Source organism: Nocardia sp. PE-7 (genome assembly GCF_030486425.1).
Lineage (GTDB): Bacteria > Actinomycetota > Actinomycetes > Mycobacteriales > Mycobacteriaceae > Nocardia > Nocardia salmonicida_A.
In genome coordinates this window covers 2086967-2111048 of sequence record NZ_CP129614.1, presented here as the reverse complement: position 1 = coordinate 2111048, position 24082 = coordinate 2086967, and the positions used below count along the sequence as shown (strand labels likewise).

The following is a 24082-nucleotide window of genomic DNA, read 5'->3' as shown; positions in this document are numbered from 1 at the left end:
TCGACCTCCCCCACCGACTCAGGCGTTGATCACCTGGGGTTCACGGTCGTGATCGCGAGCGATCTCGATCTTGCGGGGTTTGGCCTTCTCCGCGACCGGGATCGACAGCCGCAGCACACCGTTGCGGTAGTCGGCGCGGATCTGGTCGGTGTCGAGGCTCTCGCCGAGGAACAACTGACGGCTGAACACCCCACGTGGGCGCTCCGCAGCGATCATCGACCGATTCGCGTCCAGGCCCGGCCGCGATGCGCGCACGGTCACCACATTGCGTTCGACATCCAAATCCAGCGATTCCGGGTCGATTCCGGGCAGATCGAACTCGACCACGAACTCATCACCGTCGCGCCAAGCATCCATCGGCATCGCTGCCGGCTGTGCCGCTGTGCCGAACATCTGCTGGGTCCACCGGTCCAGATCACGGAACGGATCGGTGCGCATCAACATGGTCGCCACCTCCAACTCACTCCATTCTCACTAGTATGACGATCAGATAACCTCTGCCATCTGACACAGATATTTTTTAGCACTCCACCTAGATGAGTGCAAGTACCAGAAACAAGTAATCTAGAAGAGAAACGTAGGAACCGAGAGGACACCCATGGTCTCCCCGCACAACTCAGGGCCGTCACCAGCACAGGCGGTGTATGCGATCTCCGTTGCCGCCGAGCTAGCCGGCATCGGGGTCCAGACCCTGCGCCTGTACGAACAGCACGGACTGGTCACCCCCGCCCGCAGCGCCGGTGGCACCCGCCGCTACAGCGGTGAGGACCTGACCCGCCTGCACCGCATCACCACCCTTACCGGTGACGGGGTCAATCTGACCGCCGTGGCTCGCATACTCGAACTCGAAGACACCGTCACCCGCCTCCGCGCGGAACGCGATCGACTACGCGCCAAACCGAAGTAATAATTTGGCGCAACCGCCACCTCTACGTCGGTCCCGGCAGCGCCTGGGAACTCGCCAACCAGCACGCGCATCAATGTCGGCACCGCTGCCACCGTGTCGTCCACTGACGACCCAATCAGGGTTTTCGAGCACCTCGCGATCGACGACTCGATCGCTCTCGGGCGCATCGAGGCCGTGGCCGTACGCGGTCCCCGTTATCACTTTCGATCTGTTCGACTACGACGAAGGCAACTACGACATGCTCTTCGCCTCCAAACTCGACCTCCAGCTCGCCGCGAACACCAGTGAGCGCGTCGACTTCGGTGGACCGCATCGTCGAAAACCGTTACAGAACAGCGCTGTGCACAGCGCGGGTGGGCGGCCCGCAGGTCGGCCGCCGCAGATCGGATCGAATCCAGTGAGGTCAGATCGAGGGCCTGCGGCACCAAAAATGCGGGCGGGCCAGCTGGCCGAGATCCTCAGCCAGTCGATGGCGGGCCAGGTGGTGCTCTGCGACCTCTTCGGCGCGCAGGGTGGCGTCCCCGAGCACAACGTCTCGGTCGAGGTGGTCAAGCAACACAAGCGTTCCTCTCTCACCACGCTCACAGCCATGACAAAGCTCGTGCGCCGGCACCTGCCCGAGCTCGGCAACGGTGCGCAACTGTTCTACCTGATAAGCCTCGTCTCGGCCGCAGCCCTGTCGTCCTACGTCCCGCCGCCGCCCAGCCTCCTCGCCGCCCATACGAACGAGCTTCACTCTCAGCGTGCTTCACATGGATCTGCGTGACGCTCTGCGGATCCCCTCCACCTCGTCGCTGCTGGACGTGCTGCCACGCGCCTGACCGTGAGGGAAAACCGCCGTGGCCACTCGTCGACCCGGCGCGTGTATTCGATCCCCCGATCCCTCCGACTGGTCCGGCCTTCCCCGCCGCACAACGCCGAACCCCCCGCTCGGCTGGGGTATCCCAACGGACCGATTCGGCATCTGACCGCAGGGCAGGTGGACCGGTATCGTGTAGCAGGCCGCTCGACCAGTGTGGCGATCGCGGACTTGTTGTATTCAGCACGGCGAAGTACCGGAAGCCCGCTGCGACGCCGACGAGATCGTATTGTGGATGATCCATCAATACGCACAGGTGGGGAACCTCGTGCTGTTGCTGGGCCGCGCATCGCGCTGGTTGCGTCAATATGGTGTGGACTCGCGGCGGCGGGGCACTCGGCCTCTGAGTGAACAAACATCAGCCCCGAGGAGGCCAGAATGAGCACTGTCATCGAAGCCGTCGACGGGGATGTGCCGGTAGCCGCCGCCTGCAACCGGTCAACCCAGTTCGAAACGTTTCCTGAGACCACCCGGGTTACCGTGCAGATGGACATTGATCCGGAGGGCTTCGTCGAAAGCGTGGCTGATTAAGCGGGTGTGCTCGATCGCAGCATAAAAACACACGATCTGATTGGTGGCCGAGACAATGACTGAACACAGCTTCAGCAAGGGCGACAAGGTCGAATGGAATAGCCACGGCAGCACCGTCGTCGGCACGGTCGAAGAAAGAATCATTTCCGATACCGAAGCCGGCGGCCGCACGGTCCGCGCATCCCCAGCCGATCCGCAGTACAAGGTGCGCAGCGACAAGAACGGCAGCGTTGCGGTGCACAAACCCGACGCTCTACGTCGACACCATGATTGACCGCCGACGGCTGCCGGCACGATTCGACCACCACCTCGAGGAACCCCTTGGCTCGCTACCTACTGGCCGCAACCCCCATCGCCGGCCACGTGCTGCCCATGCTGGGAATCGGCGCGGATCTGCAGCGACGCGGACATGACGTATGCCTGCTCACCGGCGACCAGTACAGTGACCGCGTTCGCCGAGCCGGAATGCACCTGGCGATCCTGCCCGGCGAAGCCCAGATCCCGTCCTCGGCCTCGGCGCCGCCGAGCCGACTCGCGCCGACGATCCGCCGCTATATGCGGGGGCAGGCAGAACTCGACTCGGTGTTCATCGCGCCCCTGGTCGCACAGTTCGACGCGATGGACGCGGTCCTGCGTCGCGAGCCGGTCGATGCTGTGTTGGTCGACCTTGCCTTCATCGGCGCGCTCGGCTGCCTATTGAAAGCGCATCCGCGTCCTCCGATCCTGGTATGCGGCGTCAGCCCGCTGACGTTGTCGAGCGCCCAGACCCCACCGTTCGGGATGGGATGGCCACCGCAACCCTCGGTGAATTACACCAACATGAACCGGTTCGTTCATCGTGTTCTGTTCGCCCGCACGCAGAACCGACTCAACCGTGCCTTGCGCGACGTCGGTGCCGGACGCTCACCGGTGTTTCTCACTGATTGGCCTCGACTGGCCGACAAATTGCTCCAGCTGACCGTGCCCGGCTTCGAATACCCGCGAGCTGACCTACCCGCCAATGTCAGCTTTGTCGGCCCGATACTTCCCAACTCAGCCGGCGAACCCGGGGTTGCGCCATGGTTGGATCAGCTGGGCACCGCACGCACCGTCATCCATGTCACCCAGGGGACCTGGGACAACACCGACCTCGATCAGCTCATCGGCACCACGCTGCGCGCGCTCGCCGACAGACAGGACTGTTTCGTCATCGCCACCACCGGCGGTGGCCCGATCCACACACTCCGCTGCCCCGTGCCGACGAACGCTTTCGTCGCGGATTACCTGCCCTATGAACAACTGCTGCCGAACGTCGATGTCGTGATCACCAACGGCGGATACGGCGGCGTCCAGCACGCGCTTCGCTACGGCAAACCCGTGATCGTCGCTGGAGAAACCGCGGACAAAGCCGAAGTCGCGGCACGCGTGGGATACACCGGGACCGGAATCAACCTCGGCACCGCACATCCCACACCGACCGACATCGATACCGCGGTCGATCAGATTCTGACCGACCCCAACTATCGAATCGCAGCACACCGACTAAGCCTCGAAATCGCCGCAGCAACGCCGCTCGACACAATCGCCAACGCACTCGCTGACATCAGTGTTCACCCGATCCCACGGGCCGACGCCGAGTAATCGGCCAACTGGTTTGGTTGCGACGTGCCTCGGTACTCGACTCACCGCAGACCACTGCGGCATCGTCCACTTTCAGGTCGCCACCGGCCACCCCCGCACCGTCGTGTCCGCACATACGTTGCACGACAGCGCGGCTGGTCACGGGCTAGATCGCCAAAACAGGCCGATCACCGATCGAGCGTGTCGTCGTAGCGCTAATCGGAATCCGACGGATCCCGCTCGGTTGGGGCACGCTGCCGACTGCTTCAGCGTGAGCGCCTCATGAGTGAACGACTTTCGCCATCGACAGCAGCAACTCGATCGCGTACTGCACAGATCGATCGACAACTTCCGCCGGATCACCGTCATACTGCCGGTGACTCACCCGCGCATCGCTGCGCGAAACCACACAGAACCACACCGAGCCGGCAGCCTCGCCGTCCTGCGGATCAGGGCCGCCGACACCGGTGGTGGCGACAGCGATATCGGCGTCCATCAGTGACCGCACTCCCTCGGCCATCGCTCTCGCCGCAGTCTCGGACACCACCGGCACCTCGGGAACCCCGAGCACGCACCGTTTGACCTCGGCGGCATAGGCGACGACCCCACCGCGATACCACACCGCGGCATCGGCTGCGGCGCCCAGCGCGGTAGCGACGTTACCTGCGGTCAACGATTCGGCAGTAGCGATCGTCACCCCACTTCGTTTGGCAACCTCAGCGAGCTGATCTGCTGTCGCCATATTATCCCTCGCCATTCACCCATCTCCCGCTTCGATCGACACCTAGCTTCGACAACGTCCGCCCGCACAGCGAACGCCGAGGAATCCTCAACGCGGTGTCGGCAAACTGGTTTGCGGTTGCGCGATCCCCCACTGCGGTCCGGTGCCTCGCGCAATAACCTCACAGAATCGGCCTACCCCCGGTCACCGCTAGCCTGGCACCGGAGATATAGCTACCGTCATCGCCGGCGAGCAGAACATAAGCGGCGGCGAGTTCGGCAGGCTGGCCCGCTCGGCCCAGAGGTGTGTCGTCACCGAACTTGCCGACCTTTTCCGGTGGCATGGTGGAGGGGATCAATGGTGTCCAGATCGGGCCGGGTGCCACGCTGTTCACCCGGATGCCCTTCTCGCCCAGCAGTTGCGCCAAGCTGGCCGAAAGATTCGAGACCGCCGCCTTGGTCGCGGCATACGGCGCCAAAGTCGGATTGGGCATGTCGGAGTTCACCGACGAACTGCCGATGATCGAGGAGCCAGGGCGCATATGCGGCACCGCGGCCTGGACCAGATGGAAGTACGCGCCCACATTCAACGCGAAGGTATACGCGAATTCCTCATCAGTGATCTCAGCCAGGTCCGTGTGCGTCATCTGATATGCCGCATTGCTCACCAACACATCGATCGTGCCGAATTCGGCGACCGCTCTTTCGATGACCGCACGACAATGCGCCGGGTCCGAAAGGTCACCGGGAACCAGCACCGCCCGCCGACCTGCCTCGGTCACCAGGTCGGCGACAACTTGGGCGTCTTGATCCTCGTCCAGATACGAGATCAACACGTCAGCGCCCTCGCGGGCGAACGCGATCGCCACAGCCCTGCCGATTCCGCTGTCGGCGCCGGTGATCACCGCAGTCTTGCCCGTGAGCTTTCCCGAGCCTCGGTAGGTCTTCTCCCCGCAATCGGGGACAGGCGACATCTGCGCCTGAATGCCGGGTACTTCTTGCTGCTGTTCGGGAAAGCCCATGATCGAATCCCTTCGCTCGCAGATCGCTGTCTCCGGGTGACTACCGCGATACCCGCGTGGCAAACAGCGGCGGCCGTGAGGCACAGGTGGCGCTTCGATCACCACATCGTGGTGGACTCGTCGTCCTCGGTGGCGTCGGAGAACCGGATTTACCGCTAGATGGTGAGCAGTATCGCGACCGCCGCGGCGAGAAATACCGCGACGATCACCACAGTCACGACGACGGCGGCGACCCCGGTCGGTGGAAATCTGTGGCGGGTACGGGGCTCTGGCGCCGACAGCCCCGAGGTTTGCGCCGTTTCCGGCGGTGTCGAGCCCGGCGGCACACCACCGCCTGTCTCCAAATCAGGGATACGAGCGGGATCAGGATCCATGGAAGCCATGGCTACACCTCCTCCACATCGCGCTCTACCCGCACACCCGCTACCCAATCACGGCATAGACGAGAAGCTCCCGACAATTCAGTCGACGGGGTAGTTCTGGGCGCGGAGCAATCCGGCCAGGTGGGCGGCGTTGCGTGCCATGGTGCGGGTGGTGTCGCGGACCGGGTCGGGAGTGCCGACGAGGTCGTTGTAGTCGATGCGACCCATCGCCTCGCCGTTCCAATAGGTGCACCCGTGGGCAGGGATGGTGAAGCCGATGTCGTCGAGCGCTTGGAAGGTGTCAGCGGCGATTTTGTGCGCACCGTCCTCGTTGCCGACGATCGCGGCGATACCCACCTCGCCGAACATGGCAGGTCGGCCGGCATCGTCGGTGTTCGACAGCTCCGCCTCCAGGCGTTCGAGCACTCGCTGCGCGACCGAGGCCAGATGACCCAACCAGGTCGGGGTTGCGAGCACGACGATGTCGGCGTCGAGGACCCACCGCCGGATCTGGGGCCACTGATCTCCATCGCCTTCATCGGCGCTGACACCAGGGCGAACGTCGAAATCGGCGATCCGCACCGACTTACCGTCGACGCCGTGGGTGGCCAGTTCGGCCAGCACTTGATCGGCGATGAGCACGCTGCTCGATGCAGCCGGGGAGGGCTTGAGTGTGCACACCAGGGCGAGGGCTTTCAGGGCGACAGTCATCGTGAATCCTTTCAAGTGATCAACTCGCGCGGACTACACGGAAGGTGCGCAGCTGCGGATCGCTTGCGTCGGGCACGTTCATTCCCGCGGCAACACCGTCACACAGGTAGTCCACGACTGCGGCGTCGATGCGCTCGCCCGGCACGATCGCGGGAATCCCCGGCGGGTACGGAGTGATCTGCTCGGCCGCTATTCGGCCTGCCGCACGGTCGGCGGGAACTGCCTCGGCCGGTGCGAAGAACGCATCGCGCGGCAACATCACCGACTCCAATTGCAACTCCTCGGGTAAGGGCAACCGGATCTGTACTGGGTTGAGATGGTCGAGTCCGGCTCGCCACAGGGCGACACCGTCCACGAGCGCGTCGATGGTGGATGTGTCATCGACGGGGGAAATGGTTGCCAGCACCCTCCGGTGATCGCTCAGCCCGACGTCGAGGCGCCGGTGCTCGCGCAGCCAATCCGCGGCGGCGTAGCCGGTGGTGCCGGTGTCCGCGACATCGACGACAACCTGGAGCAGATCGAGGTCGTGGGAGGCCTCGACACCGAGGAGTTCATCGTGCATCACACTGATGTCAGTGATCTCGGCGAGTTCGGTGCGCGCTCTGTTGGCCGATGCCAGTGCCTGCCCGAGCAGGTCGTGGCCGAATTCGACCATCTGCCGTCGCCACACCCGTCGAGCGCGGCATAGATCAACACGTTGGGGCTGGTAGTCATCAGCAGATCAGCGCAACCGCGTAAACGCACCGGATCGACCAGATCGCCCTGCAGATGAAAAACCGAACCCTGTTCGAACCCCATGCCCATCTTGTGGACGCTGACGACGCACACATCGGCCCCGACATCCATCGCCCAGGTCGGCAGGTCGGGATGAAAAGGCAGGTGCGCGCCCCACGCCTCGTCGACGATCAGCGGTTTGCCACGCGCGTGACACACCTGGGCGATACCGCGAATGTCGGCACAGGTGCCATAGGGGCTGGGGCTCACGATCAACGCGCCTGCAGCGTGCGGGTTCTCGCGCCACGCTTGTTCCACCTGCGCCGGCGACGGTGGATGGGACAAGTGCCGTTCGGTATCCCAGCGAGGGGTGATCCAATGTGGGCAGACACCGGAGAAGATCAACCCGGCCACGATCGATTTGTGCGAATCCCTGGCCACCAGCAGACCGCCGTCCTGGCCACCCGCGACGGCCATCATCGCGGCCTTCACCGACAGGGAGCTGCCGCAGGTCGAGAAGAAGGCCGAATCGGCACCGACCGCGTCGGCCATGAGTTCCTCGGCCTCGGCCAGGACACCGCCCCGAGCGAGCCGGTCGTCGAGCCCGGGAGAGGCGAGGATGTCACTGCGGAAAGCGTCGGCGCCGAGCGCGCTGAGCACCCGGTCATCCACGCCGCGACCCTGGCGATGTCCGGGCGGGGTGAACCCGTAGCGACCGAGATGGTGGTACTCGGCGACCGCGGCGAGCAACGGCGCAGTGGTGTGGTCCATCGGATCGGCCTCCTATCCCCCGAACCGAGAGTTCGGGTCACGGCGACACGTGCCCACTGGCGGTGCAGTCACCTCGGCGCCGTCCACATCCGGCCGATTGGCCGCCGCACTCTGGTGATGCCCGCGCTACCAGCCTCGAAACGGCTATGACGAGGACTTCATTTCGAGGCTGTCACAACTAGCCGACAGATCTCTACCGACGAGGTCGCCGATCCCCTGCGGCAGGCATGGCTGTGGTTTCGTCAGGTACCCCTGAAACGTCCAACTGCACGTGGAAGCGAGGCACGAGGCGATGACCAGTCAGGCACCGACAGCCGAGTACTCGAATGCACGGCGATCTCATTCTCGTGGTGACAGCTACGACGACATCGAGTCCTGGTTCGAGAAGATGCGGGCGCTGCAGCCTGGCGGTGAGCATCACGATGCGGTGCGGGCGGAGGTGATTCGGCTGTGCCTTCCGTTGGCTGATCACATTGCGCGCAAGTTCACCGGCCGTGGCGAGCACTTCGACGATCTGGAGCAAATAGCCCGGGTCGGGCTCGTTCTCTCCGTCGACCGATTCGACCTCACCCGCGGCTGCAACTTTCTGTCCTTCGCGATTCCCACCATCATGGGCGAGGTCCGCAAACACTTCCGCGATCGCACTTGGGCGGTGCACGTGCCACGCAGGCTCAAGGAAATTCAGCTACAAATAGGTCCGGCCACCGAAGAGCTGACCCAACGATTGGGACGGGTACCCGACGCGCAGGAACTCGCCGCAGAACTAGGGGTTGACCTTCGCGACGTTACAAAAGCGGTCATCGCGAGCAGCGGCTATCAGACGAACTCGATCGACGCAGTCACCAACGACGATCGGGACAACCCCAACTTGCCGATCTCCGACATGCTCGGCGCCGATGAACCTCGCTATCAGTTCACCGAGGACTCGATCGCTGTGCGACCGCTGATCGCCGCGCTACCTGGCGAGGACCAGCAAGTGTTGGTGATGCGGTTCTACCGAAACCTGACCCAGACTCAGATCGCGACACACCTCGGTGTGTCGCAGATGCAAGTGTCACGGATTCTGAGCCGAATCCTGAACTCGCTGCGCGAACAGGCCTTGGCCTAGCGGGGCGGGCCGCCCGGGGCCGGGTTCAGAGCGAACCTTCGCGACTCAGCCGCACTCACCCACCATGGGAGCCGATGTTCGGCCGACACGGATCACCACCAGTTCCTCGTCTCCTTGCCCGGGTTCGATGTAGCCGTTCTCTGCCAACCATCTCGCGCGAGACCGCATCACGGGACCGAACGCGACGGTGCCCGAGGTGATCACCTCGGCGTCGACCCCGCCTTCCCGCAGCTGCCTCAAACTACGGTCCGGGTCGCTGATTGCCGAGTGCACGATCAACCCGATGCCGCGTTCGGTGAGCAGATCCGGCAGCGTCACACACAGCCGATCGAGCACACTACGACCGTCGGGACCGGCGTCCCATGCCAGTCCGGCACCATGTGCGCGGGTTCGGGCCGCGGGCACATAGGGCGGGTTCGCCAGCACCACATCGAAACGCGGCAACCGCCGTGCCGCACTGAAGTCGCCATGAAGCAGCTCGACTGTGACACCGCGCAGGCGGCAGTTCAGCCACGTCGACATCAGCGCACGCCGCGACAGGTCGATTGCGGTCAAGCTCCCTGCGCCTGCTGCGGCCGCCGCCAAGGTCAGTACTCCAGTGCCAGCACATGCGTCGAGAACCCTGGCTCCCCGCATCGGCGGGAGCGCGCGGCACAGCAGCCAGCTGTCTGCTTGGGGCCGATATACTCCTGGCGCTCGAATCAGGCGCGGACCATTCCAACCATCGATGGGCCGAATATTCATCGCAAACTCCTCGGGTTCGAACGATGCGGTCCTCGAGAGCGGATGCCGCTACTGCACACGAGTAATCAGCGCACCAACTCACCTGCCGACAGGCCGGAGCGACGGGCTTGGCCCGAGCTCAATATCGACGGGCACAGAGATCAGGCATGCGGCCCGTTCTTGTTCACGGCGAAAGACCGCCGAGATCGCGGTGACCGCACGACACTCGTTGCGACCAACAGCACCGAGGAGTGATCGCCCGACAGTTCGAAAGGCCTAGGCAGCCCAGGCGGGGTGCCCCGAGGTAGTCGGAGGCCTCGCGAGCTCTCCACCGCGATGAAATGTGTCAGTGGATCATTGCCTCTTCCGCGCGATCGTTTCGTTGGCCGTCGCGGGGTATGCGGTCCCCATGACATCGTTTTGGTTCGCCGACGCACCGCTGCCGACCCGGTCCCCCCTGAGCGCTGACATCGAGGTCGACACGGCGGTGATCGGTGCCGGGATTGTTGGATTGACCGCCGCGTCGGTGTTGGCCGAGCGCGGCCGCGAGGTTGCCGTGCTCGAGGCACGACACGTCGGAGCCGTGACCACCGGCGCATCCACCGCGAAGATCTCGCTGCTGCAGGGAACTCGCGCCCAGGCCATCGCCCACCGGCACGGCACCGAAGTCCTGGCGCAATACATAGCCGCCAATCAGGTCGGTTTCGACTGGTTGCTGGAATTCTGCGCCAACCACGATGTCGCTACCCAACGTGTCCCCGCCATCACCTACGCGCAGAACGCCGGCGAAGCTGCGGCAGTCCGCGCCGAATACGAGGCCACCCGCGTTGTCGGGCTGCCCACCCAGTTGATCCACGAGCTCGACTTGCCATTTCCCACCTACGGCGGTGTCCGACTCCGAGAGCAGGCACAAGTCGACCCGGTCGCGGTGCTCGCCGCGCTCGCGTCCGATATCGAGGCGCATGGCAGTCGAATCTTCGAATCGACTCGCGCGCAGCGGCTTCGCCGACGCAACGACGGCGTCGTGATCGATACCGACCATGGTCAGATCTTCGCGGCGAACGTAATCGTGGCGACCGGATCACCTGTCTTCGACCGCCGCGCGATCTTCGGGCAGCTGATTGCTCAGCGGTCCTATCTGGCCGCATTCCAGGTCCCGGATTCAGTACCGCAGGAGATGTTCGTCAGCGCCGGTCAGCCCATCCGATCGCTGCGCTGGTGCCCCACCGAGTCCGGCGACGTTCTGCTGGTCGGGGGCAACGGCCACGACGTCGGCCGCGTCGATTCCGAAGCCGTCCACGTCACCGAATTGACGGACTGGACCCATCGCTGGTTTCCCGGCGCACGACTCCTCCATCGCTGGTCTGCCCAGGATTACCACCCGATCTCCGAACTGCCCTACGTCGGCGCCGTGCAGTTCGGTGCCGACGATGTGCTGTGCGCGACCGGGTTCGCCAAATGGGGCATCACCAACGGCGTCGCCGCAGCACTCGCTCTGGCCGACCGACTCACCGGCCGACAGCCCGCATGGCCGGGCGCCTACGACGGCTGGCACACCGGTGCGGTGAAGACGCTGTTCGCCGGCGCGCAAGCCAGTGCCACGGTGGCGCGGCATCTGTCGACCGGATGGCTTCACCTGCTCGATCCCGGCTCCGAACCGACCCCGGTCGAAGGACAGGGAAATGTCGATCGTCACGGCCTTCAGCCGACGGCGCGGTGCACTGTCCAGGGTCAGACCCACGCCGTGTCGGCAGTGTGCACCCACTTGCGGGGCATCGTGAACTGGAATGATGCCGAAAAGACCTGGGACTGCCCCCTGCACGGCTCGCGGTTCGCGCCGGACGGCACGGTGTTGGAAGGCCCTGCCACCGCGCCGCTCCCCCCGCTGCCTCAATAGGCTCACCGACCAGCACCAATCGTGCGCACATGCCCTGTAAGTGCCGTCACCACAGGGTATTTCCAGCGCAATAGCCGATTCATCAATGCAGTCAGGGGCATTCGAACATCGAGATCCAACGTGTGCTCGAATGAAGGAGAACCCGATGTTTATGAGCCGAACGCGCCGTCGCGTCCACCACATGGGTCGCGTCGCGTTGTTGGGCGCTCTCATATCAGCGGGTGTTCTTGCCTACGTATCGACTACCGAGTCGCAAGGCTTCACAGGGGTTTCTGCCTCTGCCGACGCACCAGTCATCGGTCCAGCCGCCGGTGCACGGTTGTGCGAGACAATGTGGGCCGATCTCGCTAGCTGGCGCCAACAGGGCAGCGCCATCGCTCGCGTGAGGTTCAACGGTGTCGTCCACACCTGGGCACTACGCAACGGCGCGATCAACATCGCCGTCGCCGACCACCGCGACGCGATCGACACGGTCACCCGCGACCAGTGCCCCAACGCACGCCAGCAGGTCACCCAGATCATCGACACCATGGACCTGGCCTCGGGGCTCATCGGATTCTGACTCCGCGAGCACCCGCTGTTTAGAAACTGGTTTGCGCGGTAGCACCACAGTGGCGGCCCCCACCCACGGCCACCGACATGATCATCCCGGCACAGAAGGAGCACCCATGGTCTCTCACGACATCATCGCCCAGTTGCGACAAGACATCACCACCGCCGGCGACGCAGGCGACGAAACGACGGCGGACCGTCTTCGCGCCGAGTTGTCGAAGGCTTTGCAACAGTCCGACGATGAATCCGCCGACCGCGGCAAATGAGAAGGACCGGTACCTGACCCGCCGACTACCTTGGCCCGGAATGGAGAACCATGTCGATGCAGGTAGCCGACTACGTCCTTGCGCGGCTGCGGGAATGGGGCGTCCAGCAGGTCTTCGCATACCCCGGTGACGGCATCAACGGCCTCGTCGCCGCCTTCGGTAGAGCCGAGAACTCGCCACGGTTCGTACAGAGCAGACACGAAGAGATGTCGGCCTTCCAAGCCACCGGATACGCGAAGTTCAGCGGCACGGTCGGTGTCTGTATGGCCACTTCGGGGCCAGGCGCGATTCACCTGCTCAACGGCCTCTACGACGCCAAGCTCGATCATGTGCCGGTAGTCGCCATCGTCGGCCAGACCGCCCGCAGCGCGATGGGCGGCAGCTACCAGCAGGAGGTAGACCTGCAGTCGCTGTTCAAGGACGTGGCGTCGGACTACCTCGTCGAGGTCAATGTCGCCAACCAGCTGCCCAACGCGCTCGATCGGGCAATCCGCACCGCCCTGACCCGCCGTGCGCCGACCGCGGTGATCATTCCGGCCGATCTGCAAGAGCAGCCCTACGAACCGCCAACACATGCCTTCAAAGAGGTGCCGTCGAGCCCGCCGAGCATTTCATCGACCACCTCGGTCCCTGCACGCACAGAAATAGAGCGAGCGGCGGAGGTGATCAACGCCGGAACCAAGCTGGCCGTGCTCATCGGCCAAGGCGCGCGCGGCGCGGCCGATGAGGTGCTCGCGGTCGCCGAACTGACCGGTGCGGGCATCGCCAAAGCGCTGCTGGGCAAGGACGTGCTCTCCGATGAACTGCCCTTCGTCACCGGGTCGATCGGTTTGCTCGGCACCCGCGCGAGCTATGAGCTGATGCGCGACTGCGACACCCTGCTGATTGTCGGCTCGAACTTCCCCTACAGTCAGTTCCTGCCCGAACTGGACCGAGCCAGGGCCGTGCAGATCGATCTGGACGGCGCGTCGATCGGCATGCGATACCCCACCGAGGTGAATCTAGTCGGTGACGCGAAAGCCACACTGCGCGCGATGATCCCGCTGCTGGACCGCCAGCAGGACCGATCCTGGCGCGACACCGTCGAACACAACGTGCGGCACTGGTGGCAGACGCTGGAACGCCAAAGCATGCTCGACACCGACCCGGCGAACCCGATGCGGGTGGTGTGGGAACTGTCGCAACGCGTTCCGGACAACGCGATCATCACCGCGGATTCGGGCTCGTCCACCAACTGGTACGCCCGCTGCCTGCGCATGCGCGCCGACATGCGCGGCTCGTTGTCGGGCACCCTGGCGAGCATGGGTGCGGGGGTGCCCTATGCCATCGGCGCGAAGTTCGCACACCCCGACCGCCCGGTGATCGCCTTGGTCGGCGACGGCGCGATGCAGATGAACGGTCTCAACGAGCTGATCACGATCCACCGCTACCAGAACCTGTGGGCTGATCGACGACTGATCGTCTGCGTCTTCCACAACAACGACCTCAACCAGGTCACCTGGGAGTTGCGCGGCATGGGCGGCACGCCGAAATTCGAAGAGTCGCAGACACTTCCGGATATCTCTTACGCCGATATCGCACGTTGCACCGGCATCGAGGCGATCACCGTCGACAACTCCGACGCCATCGGGCCCGCCTGGGATCGCGCGCTGGCCGCGGACCGCCCGATACTGCTCGACATCCACTGCGATCCCGAGGTGCCGCCCATCCCTCCCCACGCGACCACCGAGCAGATCAAGGACATGGGCCGCGCCGTACTCCAAGGTGACCCGGGCGCGTGGCATCTGCTGGTCCAAGGCGTGAAAAGCAAAGCTCAGGAATTTCGGCCTTGATCGACAAGCGGCGCGCGACCGTCGCACCCACCTGCTTGGGTCGGGAACAACTGGGTATGGCCTTCTCATGCCTGACTCGCTGAAGCGTGCGGTCACCACCCCGCTGCTGTACTTCTTCATCCTCGGCGACGTCCTCGGCGCAGGCGTATACGTGTTGGTCGGATCCGTCGCGCGTGAGTCCGGCGGCGCGGTCTGGCTGCCGCTGCTGACCGCACTCGTGCTGGCCACGCTCACCGCAGGCTCCTACGCGGAGCTCGCCACCAAATACCCGCGAGCCGGCGGATCGGCCCACTACGTCACCACCGCGTTCGGTCCCGCAGCTGGTTCGTTCGTCGGTTTCTGCATGCTCGCTGCGGGCATCGTCTCGGTGGGCGCGCTGGCCAGGGCGTTCGCCGGAGATTACTTGCAATCGTTGATCTCGTTACCGACTCTCCTGGTCGTCGTCGTCTTCCTGGCACTGCTCGCCGCGCTCAATATCCGCGGAATCAAGCAGTCCCTCGGTGCGAATGTGGTGGCCACGCTGGTGGAAGTCGGCGGTCTGCTGCTGATCATCGCCTTGGGCGCCTGGCTGATGCTGCGCGGTGATGCGGATCTGGGCCGGCTCACCCAGGTGGGCACCGCCGATCATGGCGCTATCGGGGCGGTGCTGGCGGGCTCGGTGCTGGCGTTCTACTCGTTCGTCGGGTTCGAGACCTCCGTGAACTTGGCCGAGGAGGTCAAAGATCCGCGGCGGTCTTATCCCACAGCGCTTTTCGGGGCGTTGCTGACAGCGGGGGTGGTGTACGTGCTGGTCGGTGTGGTCGCCAGTGCCTGTGTGCCTACCGATCAATTGGCACAGTCCAGCGGGCCGCTGCTCGAAGTGGTTCGCGCCGCCGGTGCCATCCCCGACTGGCTCTTCAGCGTGATCGCACTGGTCGCCGTCGCCAACGGCGCGCTGCTCACCGGCATCATGTCGTCACGATTGGCCTATGGGATGGCCAACGACGGGCTGCTGCCGCCGGTTCTGGGCCGTGTCCTGGCGAGCTGGCGCACACCGTGGGTGGCGATTCTCGCGACGTCGACCATGTCGCTGATCCTGGCGTTGACCGGCGAAGTCGACTCGTTGGCCGCCACCTTGGTGCTGTTGCTGCTGTTCGTCTTCGCCGGCGTCAACGCGGCAGTGCTGGTCTTGCGCCGAGACACCGGCGAACCCGACCACTTCCGAATTCCGACCATCTTTCCGTGGCTGGGCTTGGCTTCGTGCCTATTCCTGTTCACCCGGATCGACGGAGAGGTGTGGACGCGCGGCCTCGTGCTCATCGCCTTCGGCGCCGTGCTCGCCCTCGTCAACGCCATCCGGGCCCGCCGAAACGGCGTGAACGAGGCAGACCCAAACAGAGATGGCGAACCCACGACGACAAAGGAGGATTCTCATGCCGAGAACTAACGACACCGACGAAGAAGCCGACGAGCCGAAAGGCGGAAGACCCGGACCTACCGACCAGGGCCGCCAAGGAGGGATGGCAACCCGTGAAGTAGCCCCCGAGTTGAGCGAGCCAGAAGACCCGCAGGAACCACCCGACTGACCTGTCCATCTGTCATTCTTTCGAGGGCAGGCGCGGCAACCTTCACCGCCCTCTGTCAAGCGAGCGCTGCTGCAGATAGCGATGCCGATCGTTGGGCTTGACGCGCGCCGCACGACGAGCGAAAACGGCCCGAAGCTCAGAGGCTTCGGGCCGCGCGCGTCCGATATCAGGGTGGGGGCCAGGCTATCGCGATGCTCAACGGCCGCCGGTGACCAAATTGACGAGGAACAACCGCGCCGACGATGCAGTTGAAGAAGCTGAACCGCAGCCCACCGCCTTCGACATCCACCCCGAGAAGCTCGAGCAAGAATCCCCCGAGCAGACCGCCGACGACACCGACGACGATATTGAGCAGGATCCCTTGCGGGGCATCGGTTTTTATGATCTTGTCGGCGATCCATCCGGCGAGTCCGCCGATGATGATACATCCGAGAATACCGAGACCGAGCATGGCCTTCTCCCATCATCTCAATCTGTTGGCGAGCACTCGATGCGCTCATCCCATCGCGACGTGCGCGCCGAGTTCGTCAAGGGCAGGACCCGGTTGGCCATCTCCTCGAGAACGGATCGGTGGTGTCCTTGTCGGTGAAGACGTGTTCGACGTCGATCCCGTCGAGCTGACGAATAGTGTTTGCCCCAGGGTCGAGACCCTGGTGTAGACGACGCGCACCCCCACCGCTGACCGCCCTGCGCGTCACATCCCATGCCTGCTGTCCGTGCCACCTGCGACCACAACACGGCTCGGGCCGTCGGCGGGCAGTCACCCACCGACGGCCCGAGCCACAACCGTGGTCAGACGTAGGTGAAGGGCAGTGCGTTGCTGGTGCCGTTCAGCTCCACCTTGACGGTGACATCCACCGTGCCTGTCCCTGTCGGGGAGATGGCCGTGATCTGGGTGTCGGAGTCAATGGTGAATGTGGTCGCCGTCGTACCGAACCGGACGGTCAAAGGACCGACGTTGGCGAACCCGGATCCGGTGATCACCACAGTGCTGAACGTCGTCGCCGGGCCGGAGTTGGGTGTGAGGGTGGTGAGTACTGCTGCCATGGTTCGACTCCAAGTCGAAGAGAATGAAAATTGTTGTCCTGCAACGGATGTCGATCTTGTGGTGACAGCCGTCACATTCAGTAGGCCTCCGGTGGCAGTGCTTCGTCAAGCGATCCGGAGTGCGTTTTCGGTACGGTTTCGTCACGGTTTCGACCTGGTGGTTCGCGGCATATTCGCGGGGGATCCACACCCGACGAGCCGGGGCCCAACACCTGCTCGCGCGGAAGATCTCGACCAGCCTCCAGCACGGTGGACCATCGCGGCGCGGGTGACAAGCAAGGGTCTGTGCCGTTCTCGATATCCGATGAGTGCGGCCGCTGGCCAGAAGCCGACCCTTGCCGACTTGCCTGGATGCCAACACCCGCAGTCGTGGCTGCGGCTGGTGGGAGAAGCGGGCGCGGTGGTGGCGCCGATAGGCACCGAACACACTCAGACAACCGAGCAACCTCGGTGGGATGCAAAAAACCTGTTATGTCGGGTGTAGACATTCTCGAAGCTGGCGCAAACAGTCGCTGTCGTTCAGCAAACTTAGATGGCCGGGCAGGTGAGCTGCCCGGGACAAGTTCAACCGCTTCGCTTGGCGGAGAAGCGAATCCGGTGCAGTCGACCGGACCGCCGGCGGGGCGATGAAGCAAGGCAAGTGCACTAGCAACTGAAGTACCAGCAAGTGCATTACCGCAGGAGAAACCCGACGAGTGGATGGCCACTGAGTAGACCTCTACCAGTTCCGCATCCTGGAAGCTTCGGATGCGAAGTCTCGGACCGGGCCACCATGGCCGGTGAATTCAGTTGAACTCAATCCCCCAGTCGCAAATCAAGGCCCCCGCGCCCAGCGCGCCGGGGCCTTGCGTCATTGAACCCGAGAGGCCTTGTGCAGCACTCGAACACCCCTCGAGCCGACGGTGCCAGCGCCGTGGGCTAACTCGATGACGACACCCATCCCGCCTACAGCGTGGGGCGTGCCGCGGAGATCCTCGGCGTCACCCCAGCGTTTCTGTGTGGTCCCGACGCGGCCCGGCTACTGACTCCGCAACGCTCCGAGGGCGGGCACCGCCGCTACTCGCGCTACCAGCTGCATATCGCCGGGCGTGTGCGCGAGCTCGTCGATGTCGGTAACCCGCTCGACGCGTCGTGCCGGATCGTGATCCTGCAAGATCAGCTCGCCGGAGCCCAGCGCATCAACACCGACCTGGAGCACGAACTCGACGACCGCGACGATCCGGCGTAGGTCCGAACCGATCACGGCCCCTTTATGTTCCGCTCCGGGGTGTTCGGAAAACGATTCTTCGACACCGTTCAGTTGCGGTGGAGGCGATGACCAGGCAGCGGTTGCCTGGTCAATCAGTACCTGTGTCCTCCAGCTCGGCAATACGTGTGTTCAGTTGCTGGATCGTGCGGCGGATGTTTTCGATGAGCTCGACTGGACTCTGCTGCATGGGCGGAATGTCCATCACGTCAGCTTCAACGGTGGGTTCGGATTCAAGGACCTGCCGGTTGAATCGGTGCCATACCTCGCTCCGGGTCAACGGAAGCGTTGTCGGGCGAACACCCGCGATGGGCTTTTCCTGCCAATTCCGCTCACGCCACCGCGTCAGCGTCCGGGCACCGACGTTTCGGGGCTTTCCGGCGGCTGCGGCGCCCGGATGCGGGTGGGATGAGGGCCCGAACACGCCGCTGAGTTGGTCTCGATCTGGCGAACCGGCAGACACATTCGACCCTCAGGGTGCCTTCGTTGATCACCCTGAGGGTCGTGATCCGCGTACCTCTAATACCAATGCTTCCGGCCACCGACCGCGCGCCCCGTTGTACCGAGCAGGAAGAGGATCGCTCCGATAACGATAAGGACGATTCCGATCGTCCAGAGGATCGAGATCCCGGTCAGGAAGCCGATCAATAGCAATATCAACCCGAGCACGATCATGGTCGTACCTCATTTCACAGAACCTGAGCGAGAACGCTGTCAGGTAACTCCATTAAACACGCATACTCCGACATTCGGAAGACAACGCCCTGTGGCCGACGCGGCGCCGCCCGGGCGCAGGCTCGCCGTCCTAGAATGAACGTGAGGAAACCCGCGAGGGCTTGGTCTCCGGTCCGTCCCTCGAATATGGAGGAGGCTCGTAATGCGTTTGATCACCCTGCTCGTGCTCGTATGGCTGATCATTGGCGTAATCGCGGCCGGGCAACGCGGATATCTCACAGACGCAGAACAGAACTGCGCCAGTGTCGGGACGATTGCGGTGACCGTGATCGCGGGACCCCTGAACTATGTCGGGGTCAATCCCAAGGTGACCGACTGCCATGTGCCACAGCCCAGCCCCTGACCCGCATCGACGAGATCACCGAGATTGCAGTGCCAGCGCGGGCTCACAAGAACCGCCACGGCGTCGTCTCGGCCGCCCGGACCCGGCTCGTAGCGATCGCCCAACAAATCAGGGGGCTCATCTAATCTCTGCTCACCGATGAGCAGTCCTTCTCGACCTCGCAGCAGGCACTATGTGACGGGTACCGGACCGTCCGTGCCTTCTTATGCTGATCCCGTGGTGGTTACTGTTCGTGCGGTTGGCGTTTTGTCGACCGCCGATCGGGCACCCACCACTATCGGCTCCGAAGATCGGCACGCGGCGTAGGTTGCGCTCGGCGTTGGCCGAGCTCAGGGGTGGCTTTGAAGAAGGGGCGCTGCGAACCGGGTTTGGCTATGAAAGGCGTTGCGCGAGCACGCGATCAGAGGCATAGCTGTGGGCCGAGCGAGCCACCGTTTGATCCGGGCGGCTCGCCGCGAACCCCCTAGCGCCGCCGCCATCGCGTCACGGTGAGCCGCTGATCGTGTCGAGGTGGTGGCACACTTTGTCAGGCAGCTGGGACGCAATGTGAGTTCGTCCCGGCGTCGGTGTTTTATGCCTTACGCAGGTGCGGCGCCTGCTGACCACCTGAACGCCGAGTTCGAGGCTTGCCCAGTGGTGAGCCGCCGCCCATGACCTGGTCCCACCAGGGCTGCATGGGGCTGGGGTCGGGCCAGCGCATCGACGGCGCCTCCGAGTCGTTGCCGGAGCCGGTGATGCGGACGGGTCGATGATCGCGATTGTGGTTCATATGTCGATGTCCTTGTTCTGATGTCACTGAAATGAACTGTGTGATTTACGACGACCGGGACGTGACACGATCGTTCCTGTCGGTCCGCATGCCCGCCGACGCGACAGTGCCCGGAGCCAGCATCTCGGCCCCGATCGGCGTGTACCGGCTGCCATTTGGTGAGCCCGGTGATAACAATGACCCGGTCCAGGACCGACGGCACTGGATCGATCACGCTGATCGCCACGCCACGAGCTACGCCGAATTGGGCGCAATGTGGCCAGCTCCAGGATCGACGCGCACCCGATGAAGTCGGCGTTGTCGACATCGATGGCGCCGCGCTCGACTCCTTCGCCGCGGTGAGCGCGCGGTGCGTCGAGAAGAGGAAACGGGCCTGCGCTACGCCGGTGAGATCGTGGCCGCTGTATTGAAGATCCGCGAGAAGTCGACCTCCTCAGGGCATCGGCAGGTTCTGTGTGGTCAAGATCGACTGCTGTTTACCCAGTCCAGCACGCCTAATCGCCATGGTCACCGATTGTGATACTGCTGTTGCACACTGGTGGGGGCTACCAGGTGTCTGGCAGCGGACCGCTCCTCGGGCGTCGAGCCGGTGGCCATGAAGATCGTTCGGCGGCCGACTTCCACGGTGTGGTCAGCGAATCGCTCGTAGTAGCGGCCCAGCAATGTCACGTCTACAACCATGGCCTTGCTGGGGTCCTCGTCGTCGTCGTCGAGTACCGCGGCCAGCAGTTCGCGGTGCAACCGGTCTATCGTGTCGTCCTGTGCTTCGATTTGAGCAGCGTCGTCGGGATCGCCGGAGGCCAGGACCGCGGCGGCCGCCGTCGCCATCGCTACCGCCGCCGCGGCCATGCGAGCCATGATCGGGGCCATGGATGCGGGGACCGCGTGCTCGGGATGGCGACGACGCGCGATGTCGGCGATGTGCTCGGTCAGGGCGCCCATTCTGTGCAGGTTGGCGACCAATTGGATCGCGGTGACTACTTTGCGTAGCTCGCCGGCCACCGGGGACTGCAATGCCAACAGCGCCATGGTGCTGTGTTCGCACTGATCGCGCAGAATGTCGAGTTCCTGACAGATCTCGATGGCCCGCTCGCACTGTTCCAGATCGGCGTGAAGCAATCCGCCTGTCGCGGCCGCGATCGCCGCACGATCGTGCAGACACATCGTGTGTAGCTGCTGTGCGAGCTGCTCGAGGTCCTCATGGAAGCGCGTCCGCATAATCTCATTATCGCCCTCAGCTCGCGTCGCACCCAGATCTTGTCCGCAGCCGGTCAACGACCGCGAGGTGACGACACCGGCGTATGGCGACAAAAACTCCTCAGCTCAGCTCAGCTGAGCGGTGGGGTCGAGGACTATTTTGACGGCCCCGTCGGTCTTGTGCTGAAACATCTCATACGCCTCGGGCGCGGATGCGAGCGGAAGCCGGTGGGTGGCAAAGCTTTCCACGCCGAGCGGGTCGTTGTCGCCCAGCAGCGCCATGATGTCTTCGGCCCATCGCTTGACGTTGGCCTGCCCCATACGGAGCTGGATCTGCTTGTCGAACAGGACTCGCATCGGTAGTGGATCGAGCATGCCGCCATAGACGCCGACCACTGATATCGTGCCGCCCCGCCGGACGATGTCGATAGCCAGCTGGAGCGCCGCCAAGCGGTCCACGCCCGCGGCGTTCATCAGCTTTTCGGCCACCGCGTCCGGCAGGAGCGAGGCCGACCATTGCGCGGTGGCCGCGACCGGGGAGCCGTGGGCTTCCATACCGACCGCGTCGATCACCGCATCAGTGCCGCGCCCATCGGTGGCGTCGCGGATGATGTCGGCGACCTTGCCGTCGGAGGCATCCAAGTCGATGGTCTCGACTCCGAATCGTGCTGCGCGAGCGAGCCGTTCGGGCACTCGGTCGACCCCGAAGATCTTCAGGCCGCGCTGGGCGGCGATCCGGCAGGCCATATCGCCGATCGGGCCCAGACCCAGCACGGTGAGCGAGCCGCCCTCGGGCACCTGGGCGTATTCGACTGCCTGCCATGCGGTGGGCAGCACGTCGGACAGGTAGAGAAATCGGGTGTCGTCCGGCCCCGAGGGCACTTTGATGTGGGTGAAGTCCGCGTGCGGTACTCGCAAATACTCCGCCTGACCGCCCGGAACCTGACCGTAGAGCTTGGAGTAGCCGAACAATGCCGCACCGCTGCCTTGTTCGCGCACTTGCGTTGTCTCACACTGGGTCATCAGACCGTGGTCGCACATAAAACAGTGACCGCAACTGATCTGGAACGGAACCACGATGCGATCGCCGACAGCGAGGTCGGTGATCGCCGACCCGACTTCTTCGACGATGCCGATCGGTTCGTGCCCGAGTATGTCGCCTTCGCTCATGTAGGCGCCGAGTACCTCGTACAGATGTAGATCCGAGCCGCAAATCGCGGTAGAGGTGACCCTGATGATGGCGTCGGTGGGGGCCTCGATCTCAGGATCGGGCACCGTGTCCACGGCGACTTTACGTTTGCCTTGCCAAGTGACGGCCTTCATCATTGCCTCTCATAGTCGTCTACGCACGCTCGATGTCCGCTCGGTTCCATAGGTGGCGCCTACCCGGTCTCCACAGGACCAATCCGGATCCGCGACCCCGTCCCCCCGGATTGAGTGATGTCCGGTGGGGTATGCGGGGAATATCAGCCAGTTGCCGGGTGTCGAAGAACGAGCCTGGCCGACGTGCCGCTCGGGTCGGCGATCGAGACGAGCAGCTCAACGGTGCCGCGTTGAGCACAGCAGCCATAGTTCTTACACCTCGAGGGAGTATCGATGTCCACTGATGCAATTGTTATTTTGCGCGAGGATCACAAGGCGATCCGGAAACTGTTCCGAGACTTCGAAAAGGCGGGTGATGACGCATACGCCACCAAGGGGCATCTCGTGAAGAAGATCATCAAAGCGCTGACCGTGCACACCTACCTCGAGAACGAGTGCATGTATCCGGAGGTTCGTAAACTTCTTCCCGATCTCGAAGACGACATCCTCGAATCGTATGAAGAACACCACGTCGCCGATGTGCTGGTGATGGAACTGGCGGCGATGAAGCCCCACGATGAGCGTTTCACCGCCAAGGCCACCGTTCTGATCGAAAACGTCGACCATCATATCGACGAGGAAGAAGAGGAATGGTTCCCGAAGGTTCGAGAAGAGCTGGGGCGCAAGCAACTTCAGGAAATCGGTGCCCGGATGATCGAGTTGCGGAAGAAAGCGCCGACTTCACCTGACCAGCCCGGAGCACTGAAGAAGGCCGTACACGCGATGACCGCCTGAGAGATGATCGCTGCGCATCGATCTCGACGACCCCGCTCGCACACAGAGCGTCATCACCTCAGCGAACCCCGCCCTTGTGTAGGAGACACCGCAGCACTGTCCGCGCCGCTCGGTAAAGCGCTCCGCTGAATCGACTGCGCCGCCGGACCGGTCACGTCAGATCGAAGAAGTGAACAGGCGTTTTCCAGTCCGTCGGTGATCTCGGCCAGCGCGTCGACGATCTTGGGGGTAGGAGTCGGTGATCTCGCGCAGGTTCCGGCTCCACAGTCCGACACCATCGGATGCACAGCGGGCGATCGCGCGCACGTCCCACTTCATCTCTGAAGTACCAGCCGCCTGGCGGCCGCGGGGTTGTCCGGGTTCGGCCAGCATCGGTGCTGGTACCACCAGACCCGCAAGATCAGGCTAACCCCGGCCCACCTGCGGTTACGGTCCTTTCCCTATTCGGCGGGCGTGTTCAGGCCGTGCGCGACCGCCGTGCCCGCTGCCCGGAGATCTAAATCGGCCGT

The 24082-nt window shown here is 63.9% G+C and carries 26 protein-coding genes and 2 pseudogenes; 14 read left to right on the top strand and 14 right to left on the bottom strand.

The window, feature by feature from the left end; genetic code table 11:
• Window positions 1-18 precede the first annotated feature (18 nt).
• Window positions 19-444, bottom strand: a complete 426-nt coding sequence (locus tag QX204_RS09940) for an Hsp20/alpha crystallin family protein (RefSeq protein ID WP_084787175.1) — start codon at window positions 442-444, stop codon at window positions 19-21.
• 154 nt (window positions 445-598) lie between these two features.
• On the opposite strand from QX204_RS09940, the gene QX204_RS09935 reads away from it, so the two are divergent.
• The 5 genes from QX204_RS09935 to QX204_RS09915 all read left to right on the top strand — a co-directional run bounded on the left by QX204_RS09935 (window position 599) and on the right by QX204_RS09915 (window position 3917).
• Window positions 599-907 carry a MerR family transcriptional regulator gene (locus tag QX204_RS09935; protein WP_301906310.1) on the top strand — a complete coding sequence of 103 codons (309 nt, stop codon included), beginning with the start codon at window positions 599-601 and terminating at the stop codon, window positions 905-907.
• A 73-nt stretch (window positions 908-980) separates the two neighbouring features.
• Window positions 981-1673, top strand: coding sequence for a hypothetical protein (locus tag QX204_RS09930; RefSeq protein ID WP_301906309.1), 693 nt, complete (start codon window positions 981-983; stop codon window positions 1671-1673).
• 471 nt (window positions 1674-2144) lie between these two features.
• The gene (locus QX204_RS09925) at window positions 2145-2297 is read left to right on the top strand and encodes a hypothetical protein (protein WP_301908241.1); all 153 of its coding nucleotides are present in this window, start codon (window positions 2145-2147) and stop codon (window positions 2295-2297) included.
• 55 nt (window positions 2298-2352) lie between these two features.
• Complete coding sequence (locus tag QX204_RS09920) at window positions 2353-2571, top strand: hypervirulence associated TUDOR domain-containing protein (protein ID WP_301907961.1); 219 nt, start codon at window positions 2353-2355, stop codon at window positions 2569-2571.
• Between the two features lie 47 nt (window positions 2572-2618).
• Window positions 2619-3917 carry a glycosyltransferase gene (locus QX204_RS09915; RefSeq protein WP_301906307.1) on the top strand — a complete coding sequence of 433 codons (1299 nt, stop codon included), beginning with the start codon at window positions 2619-2621 and terminating at the stop codon, window positions 3915-3917.
• Window positions 3918-4176: 259 nt separating this feature from the next.
• On the opposite strand, the gene QX204_RS09910 is transcribed toward QX204_RS09915, so the two are convergent.
• The 5 genes and pseudogenes from QX204_RS09910 to QX204_RS09890 all read right to left on the bottom strand — a co-directional run bounded on the left by QX204_RS09910 (window position 4177) and on the right by QX204_RS09890 (window position 8196).
• Window positions 4177-4593 carry a CinA family protein gene (locus QX204_RS09910; protein WP_367620172.1) on the bottom strand — a complete coding sequence of 139 codons (417 nt, stop codon included), beginning with the start codon at window positions 4591-4593 and terminating at the stop codon, window positions 4177-4179.
• Between the two features lie 205 nt (window positions 4594-4798).
• Window positions 4799-5638 (bottom strand): glucose 1-dehydrogenase, encoded by an 840-nt coding sequence (locus QX204_RS09905; protein ID WP_301906304.1) that lies wholly within the window; start codon window positions 5636-5638, stop codon window positions 4799-4801.
• Between the two features lie 155 nt (window positions 5639-5793).
• Entirely contained in the window at window positions 5794-6021 is a 228-nt protein-coding gene (locus tag QX204_RS09900) for a DUF6480 family protein (RefSeq protein ID WP_301906303.1), read from the bottom strand.
• Window positions 6022-6099: 78 nt separating this feature from the next.
• A complete protein-coding gene (locus tag QX204_RS09895) occupies window positions 6100-6711 on the bottom strand; it encodes a flavodoxin family protein (RefSeq protein WP_301906302.1) in 612 nt (203 codons plus the stop codon).
• A gap of 19 nt (window positions 6712-6730) precedes the next feature.
• A pseudogene (locus tag QX204_RS09890) lies at window positions 6731-8196 on the bottom strand (aminotransferase class I/II-fold pyridoxal phosphate-dependent enzyme).
• A gap of 292 nt (window positions 8197-8488) precedes the next feature.
• On the opposite strand from QX204_RS09890, the gene QX204_RS09885 reads away from it, so the two are divergent.
• Window positions 8489-9304 (top strand): SigB/SigF/SigG family RNA polymerase sigma factor, encoded by an 816-nt coding sequence (locus QX204_RS09885; RefSeq protein ID WP_301906301.1) that lies wholly within the window; start codon window positions 8489-8491, stop codon window positions 9302-9304.
• 45 nt (window positions 9305-9349) lie between these two features.
• Here the strand turns inward: QX204_RS09885 and QX204_RS09880 are convergent, their stop codons facing one another.
• Window positions 9350-9940 (bottom strand): HemK2/MTQ2 family protein methyltransferase, encoded by a 591-nt coding sequence (locus QX204_RS09880; protein ID WP_367620199.1) that lies wholly within the window; start codon window positions 9938-9940, stop codon window positions 9350-9352.
• Window positions 9941-10436: 496 nt separating this feature from the next.
• Between QX204_RS09880 and QX204_RS09875 the strand changes: the two genes are divergently transcribed.
• From QX204_RS09875 to QX204_RS09855, 5 genes are all read left to right on the top strand, one after another.
• Window positions 10437-11924, top strand: a complete 1488-nt coding sequence (locus tag QX204_RS09875) for an FAD-dependent oxidoreductase (protein WP_301906299.1) — start codon at window positions 10437-10439, stop codon at window positions 11922-11924.
• Between the two features lie 382 nt (window positions 11925-12306).
• Complete coding sequence (locus tag QX204_RS09870; RefSeq protein ID WP_301906298.1) at window positions 12307-12486, top strand: hypothetical protein; 180 nt, start codon at window positions 12307-12309, stop codon at window positions 12484-12486.
• Window positions 12487-12592: 106 nt separating this feature from the next.
• Window positions 12593-12742: a hypothetical protein gene (locus QX204_RS09865; RefSeq protein ID WP_301906297.1), complete on the top strand. Its 150-nt coding sequence runs from the start codon at window positions 12593-12595 to the stop codon at window positions 12740-12742.
• Window positions 12743-12792: 50 nt separating this feature from the next.
• The gene (locus tag QX204_RS09860) at window positions 12793-14574 is read left to right on the top strand and encodes a thiamine pyrophosphate-requiring protein (RefSeq protein WP_301906296.1); all 1782 of its coding nucleotides are present in this window, start codon (window positions 12793-12795) and stop codon (window positions 14572-14574) included.
• Between the two features lie 67 nt (window positions 14575-14641).
• Window positions 14642-16000, top strand: a complete 1359-nt coding sequence (locus QX204_RS09855) for an APC family permease (protein ID WP_301906294.1) — start codon at window positions 14642-14644, stop codon at window positions 15998-16000.
• Window positions 16001-16334: 334 nt separating this feature from the next.
• Here QX204_RS09855 and QX204_RS09850 read toward each other — a convergent pair.
• Together QX204_RS09850 and QX204_RS09845 are read right to left on the bottom strand one after the other, a co-directional pair.
• Window positions 16335-16590: pseudogene (locus tag QX204_RS09850) on the bottom strand (GlsB/YeaQ/YmgE family stress response membrane protein).
• A 341-nt stretch (window positions 16591-16931) separates the two neighbouring features.
• Complete coding sequence (locus tag QX204_RS09845; protein ID WP_301906292.1) at window positions 16932-17186, bottom strand: IPT/TIG domain-containing protein; 255 nt, start codon at window positions 17184-17186, stop codon at window positions 16932-16934.
• 952 nt (window positions 17187-18138) lie between these two features.
• Between QX204_RS09845 and QX204_RS09840 the strand changes: the two genes are divergently transcribed.
• Window positions 18139-18414 (top strand): MerR family transcriptional regulator, encoded by a 276-nt coding sequence (locus QX204_RS09840; protein ID WP_301906291.1) that lies wholly within the window; start codon window positions 18139-18141, stop codon window positions 18412-18414.
• Window positions 18415-18523: 109 nt separating this feature from the next.
• On the opposite strand, the gene QX204_RS09835 is transcribed toward QX204_RS09840, so the two are convergent.
• Both QX204_RS09835 and QX204_RS09830 read right to left on the bottom strand, forming a co-directional pair.
• Window positions 18524-18895 (bottom strand): hypothetical protein, encoded by a 372-nt coding sequence (locus QX204_RS09835; protein ID WP_301906290.1) that lies wholly within the window; start codon window positions 18893-18895, stop codon window positions 18524-18526.
• Window positions 18896-18951: 56 nt separating this feature from the next.
• Complete coding sequence (locus tag QX204_RS09830) at window positions 18952-19107, bottom strand: DUF6131 family protein (RefSeq protein ID WP_165610166.1); 156 nt, start codon at window positions 19105-19107, stop codon at window positions 18952-18954.
• 202 nt (window positions 19108-19309) lie between these two features.
• Between QX204_RS09830 and QX204_RS09825 the strand changes: the two genes are divergently transcribed.
• A complete protein-coding gene (locus QX204_RS09825) occupies window positions 19310-19510 on the top strand; it encodes a hypothetical protein (protein ID WP_301906289.1) in 201 nt (66 codons plus the stop codon).
• Between the two features lie 571 nt (window positions 19511-20081).
• Here the strand turns inward: QX204_RS09825 and QX204_RS09820 are convergent.
• From QX204_RS09820 to QX204_RS09810, 3 genes are all read right to left on the bottom strand, one after another.
• Window positions 20082-20279 carry a hypothetical protein gene (locus tag QX204_RS09820; protein WP_301906288.1) on the bottom strand — a complete coding sequence of 66 codons (198 nt, stop codon included), beginning with the start codon at window positions 20277-20279 and terminating at the stop codon, window positions 20082-20084.
• Between the two features lie 507 nt (window positions 20280-20786).
• Window positions 20787-21497: a phosphate signaling complex protein PhoU gene (gene phoU, locus QX204_RS09815; RefSeq protein ID WP_301906287.1), complete on the bottom strand. Its 711-nt coding sequence runs from the start codon at window positions 21495-21497 to the stop codon at window positions 20787-20789.
• 105 nt (window positions 21498-21602) lie between these two features.
• Window positions 21603-22799 carry a zinc-dependent alcohol dehydrogenase gene (locus tag QX204_RS09810; protein WP_301907960.1) on the bottom strand — a complete coding sequence of 399 codons (1197 nt, stop codon included), beginning with the start codon at window positions 22797-22799 and terminating at the stop codon, window positions 21603-21605.
• A 273-nt stretch (window positions 22800-23072) separates the two neighbouring features.
• On the opposite strand from QX204_RS09810, the gene QX204_RS09805 reads away from it, so the two are divergent.
• Window positions 23073-23573 carry a hemerythrin domain-containing protein gene (locus QX204_RS09805; protein ID WP_301906286.1) on the top strand — a complete coding sequence of 167 codons (501 nt, stop codon included), beginning with the start codon at window positions 23073-23075 and terminating at the stop codon, window positions 23571-23573.
• The last annotated feature ends 509 nt before the right edge of the window (window positions 23574-24082 follow it).

Excerpts from the sequence above, each read along its gene's own strand:
- QX204_RS09930 (WP_301906309.1), top strand. The coding sequence starts at position 981 with ATGTCGGCACCGCTGCCACCGTGTCGTCCACTGACGACCCAATCAGGG.
- QX204_RS09845 (WP_301906292.1), bottom strand. The coding sequence starts at position 17,186 with ATGGCAGCAGTACTCACCACCCTCACACCCAACTCCGGCCCGGCGACG.
- QX204_RS09860 (WP_301906296.1), top strand. The coding sequence starts at position 12,793 with ATGTCGATGCAGGTAGCCGACTACGTCCTTGCGCGGCTGCGGGAATGG.
- QX204_RS09905 (WP_301906304.1), bottom strand. The coding sequence starts at position 5,638 with ATGGGCTTTCCCGAACAGCAGCAAGAAGTACCCGGCATTCAGGCGCAG.
- QX204_RS09935 (WP_301906310.1), top strand. The coding sequence starts at position 599 with ATGGTCTCCCCGCACAACTCAGGGCCGTCACCAGCACAGGCGGTGTAT.
- QX204_RS09875 (WP_301906299.1), top strand. The coding sequence starts at position 10,437 with ATGACATCGTTTTGGTTCGCCGACGCACCGCTGCCGACCCGGTCCCCC.
- QX204_RS09865 (WP_301906297.1), top strand. The coding sequence starts at position 12,593 with ATGGTCTCTCACGACATCATCGCCCAGTTGCGACAAGACATCACCACC.
- QX204_RS09805 (WP_301906286.1), top strand. The coding sequence starts at position 23,073 with ATGTCCACTGATGCAATTGTTATTTTGCGCGAGGATCACAAGGCGATC.
- QX204_RS09830 (WP_165610166.1), bottom strand. The coding sequence starts at position 19,107 with ATGATCGTGCTCGGGTTGATATTGCTATTGATCGGCTTCCTGACCGGG.
- QX204_RS09900 (WP_301906303.1), bottom strand. The coding sequence starts at position 6,021 with ATGGCTTCCATGGATCCTGATCCCGCTCGTATCCCTGATTTGGAGACA.
- QX204_RS09810 (WP_301907960.1), bottom strand. The coding sequence starts at position 22,799 with ATGAAGGCCGTCACTTGGCAAGGCAAACGTAAAGTCGCCGTGGACACG.
- phoU (WP_301906287.1), bottom strand. The coding sequence starts at position 21,497 with ATGCGGACGCGCTTCCATGAGGACCTCGAGCAGCTCGCACAGCAGCTA.
- QX204_RS09920 (WP_301907961.1), top strand. The coding sequence starts at position 2,353 with ATGACTGAACACAGCTTCAGCAAGGGCGACAAGGTCGAATGGAATAGC.
- QX204_RS09885 (WP_301906301.1), top strand. The coding sequence starts at position 8,489 with ATGACCAGTCAGGCACCGACAGCCGAGTACTCGAATGCACGGCGATCT.
- QX204_RS09940 (WP_084787175.1), bottom strand. The coding sequence starts at position 444 with ATGTTGATGCGCACCGATCCGTTCCGTGATCTGGACCGGTGGACCCAG.
- QX204_RS09880 (WP_367620199.1), bottom strand. The coding sequence starts at position 9,940 with ATGCGGGGAGCCAGGGTTCTCGACGCATGTGCTGGCACTGGAGTACTG.
- QX204_RS09895 (WP_301906302.1), bottom strand. The coding sequence starts at position 6,711 with ATGACTGTCGCCCTGAAAGCCCTCGCCCTGGTGTGCACACTCAAGCCC.
- QX204_RS09825 (WP_301906289.1), top strand. The coding sequence starts at position 19,310 with ATGCGTTTGATCACCCTGCTCGTGCTCGTATGGCTGATCATTGGCGTA.
- QX204_RS09820 (WP_301906288.1), bottom strand. The coding sequence starts at position 20,279 with ATGAACCACAATCGCGATCATCGACCCGTCCGCATCACCGGCTCCGGC.
- QX204_RS09925 (WP_301908241.1), top strand. The coding sequence starts at position 2,145 with ATGAGCACTGTCATCGAAGCCGTCGACGGGGATGTGCCGGTAGCCGCC.
- QX204_RS09855 (WP_301906294.1), top strand. The coding sequence starts at position 14,642 with ATGCCTGACTCGCTGAAGCGTGCGGTCACCACCCCGCTGCTGTACTTC.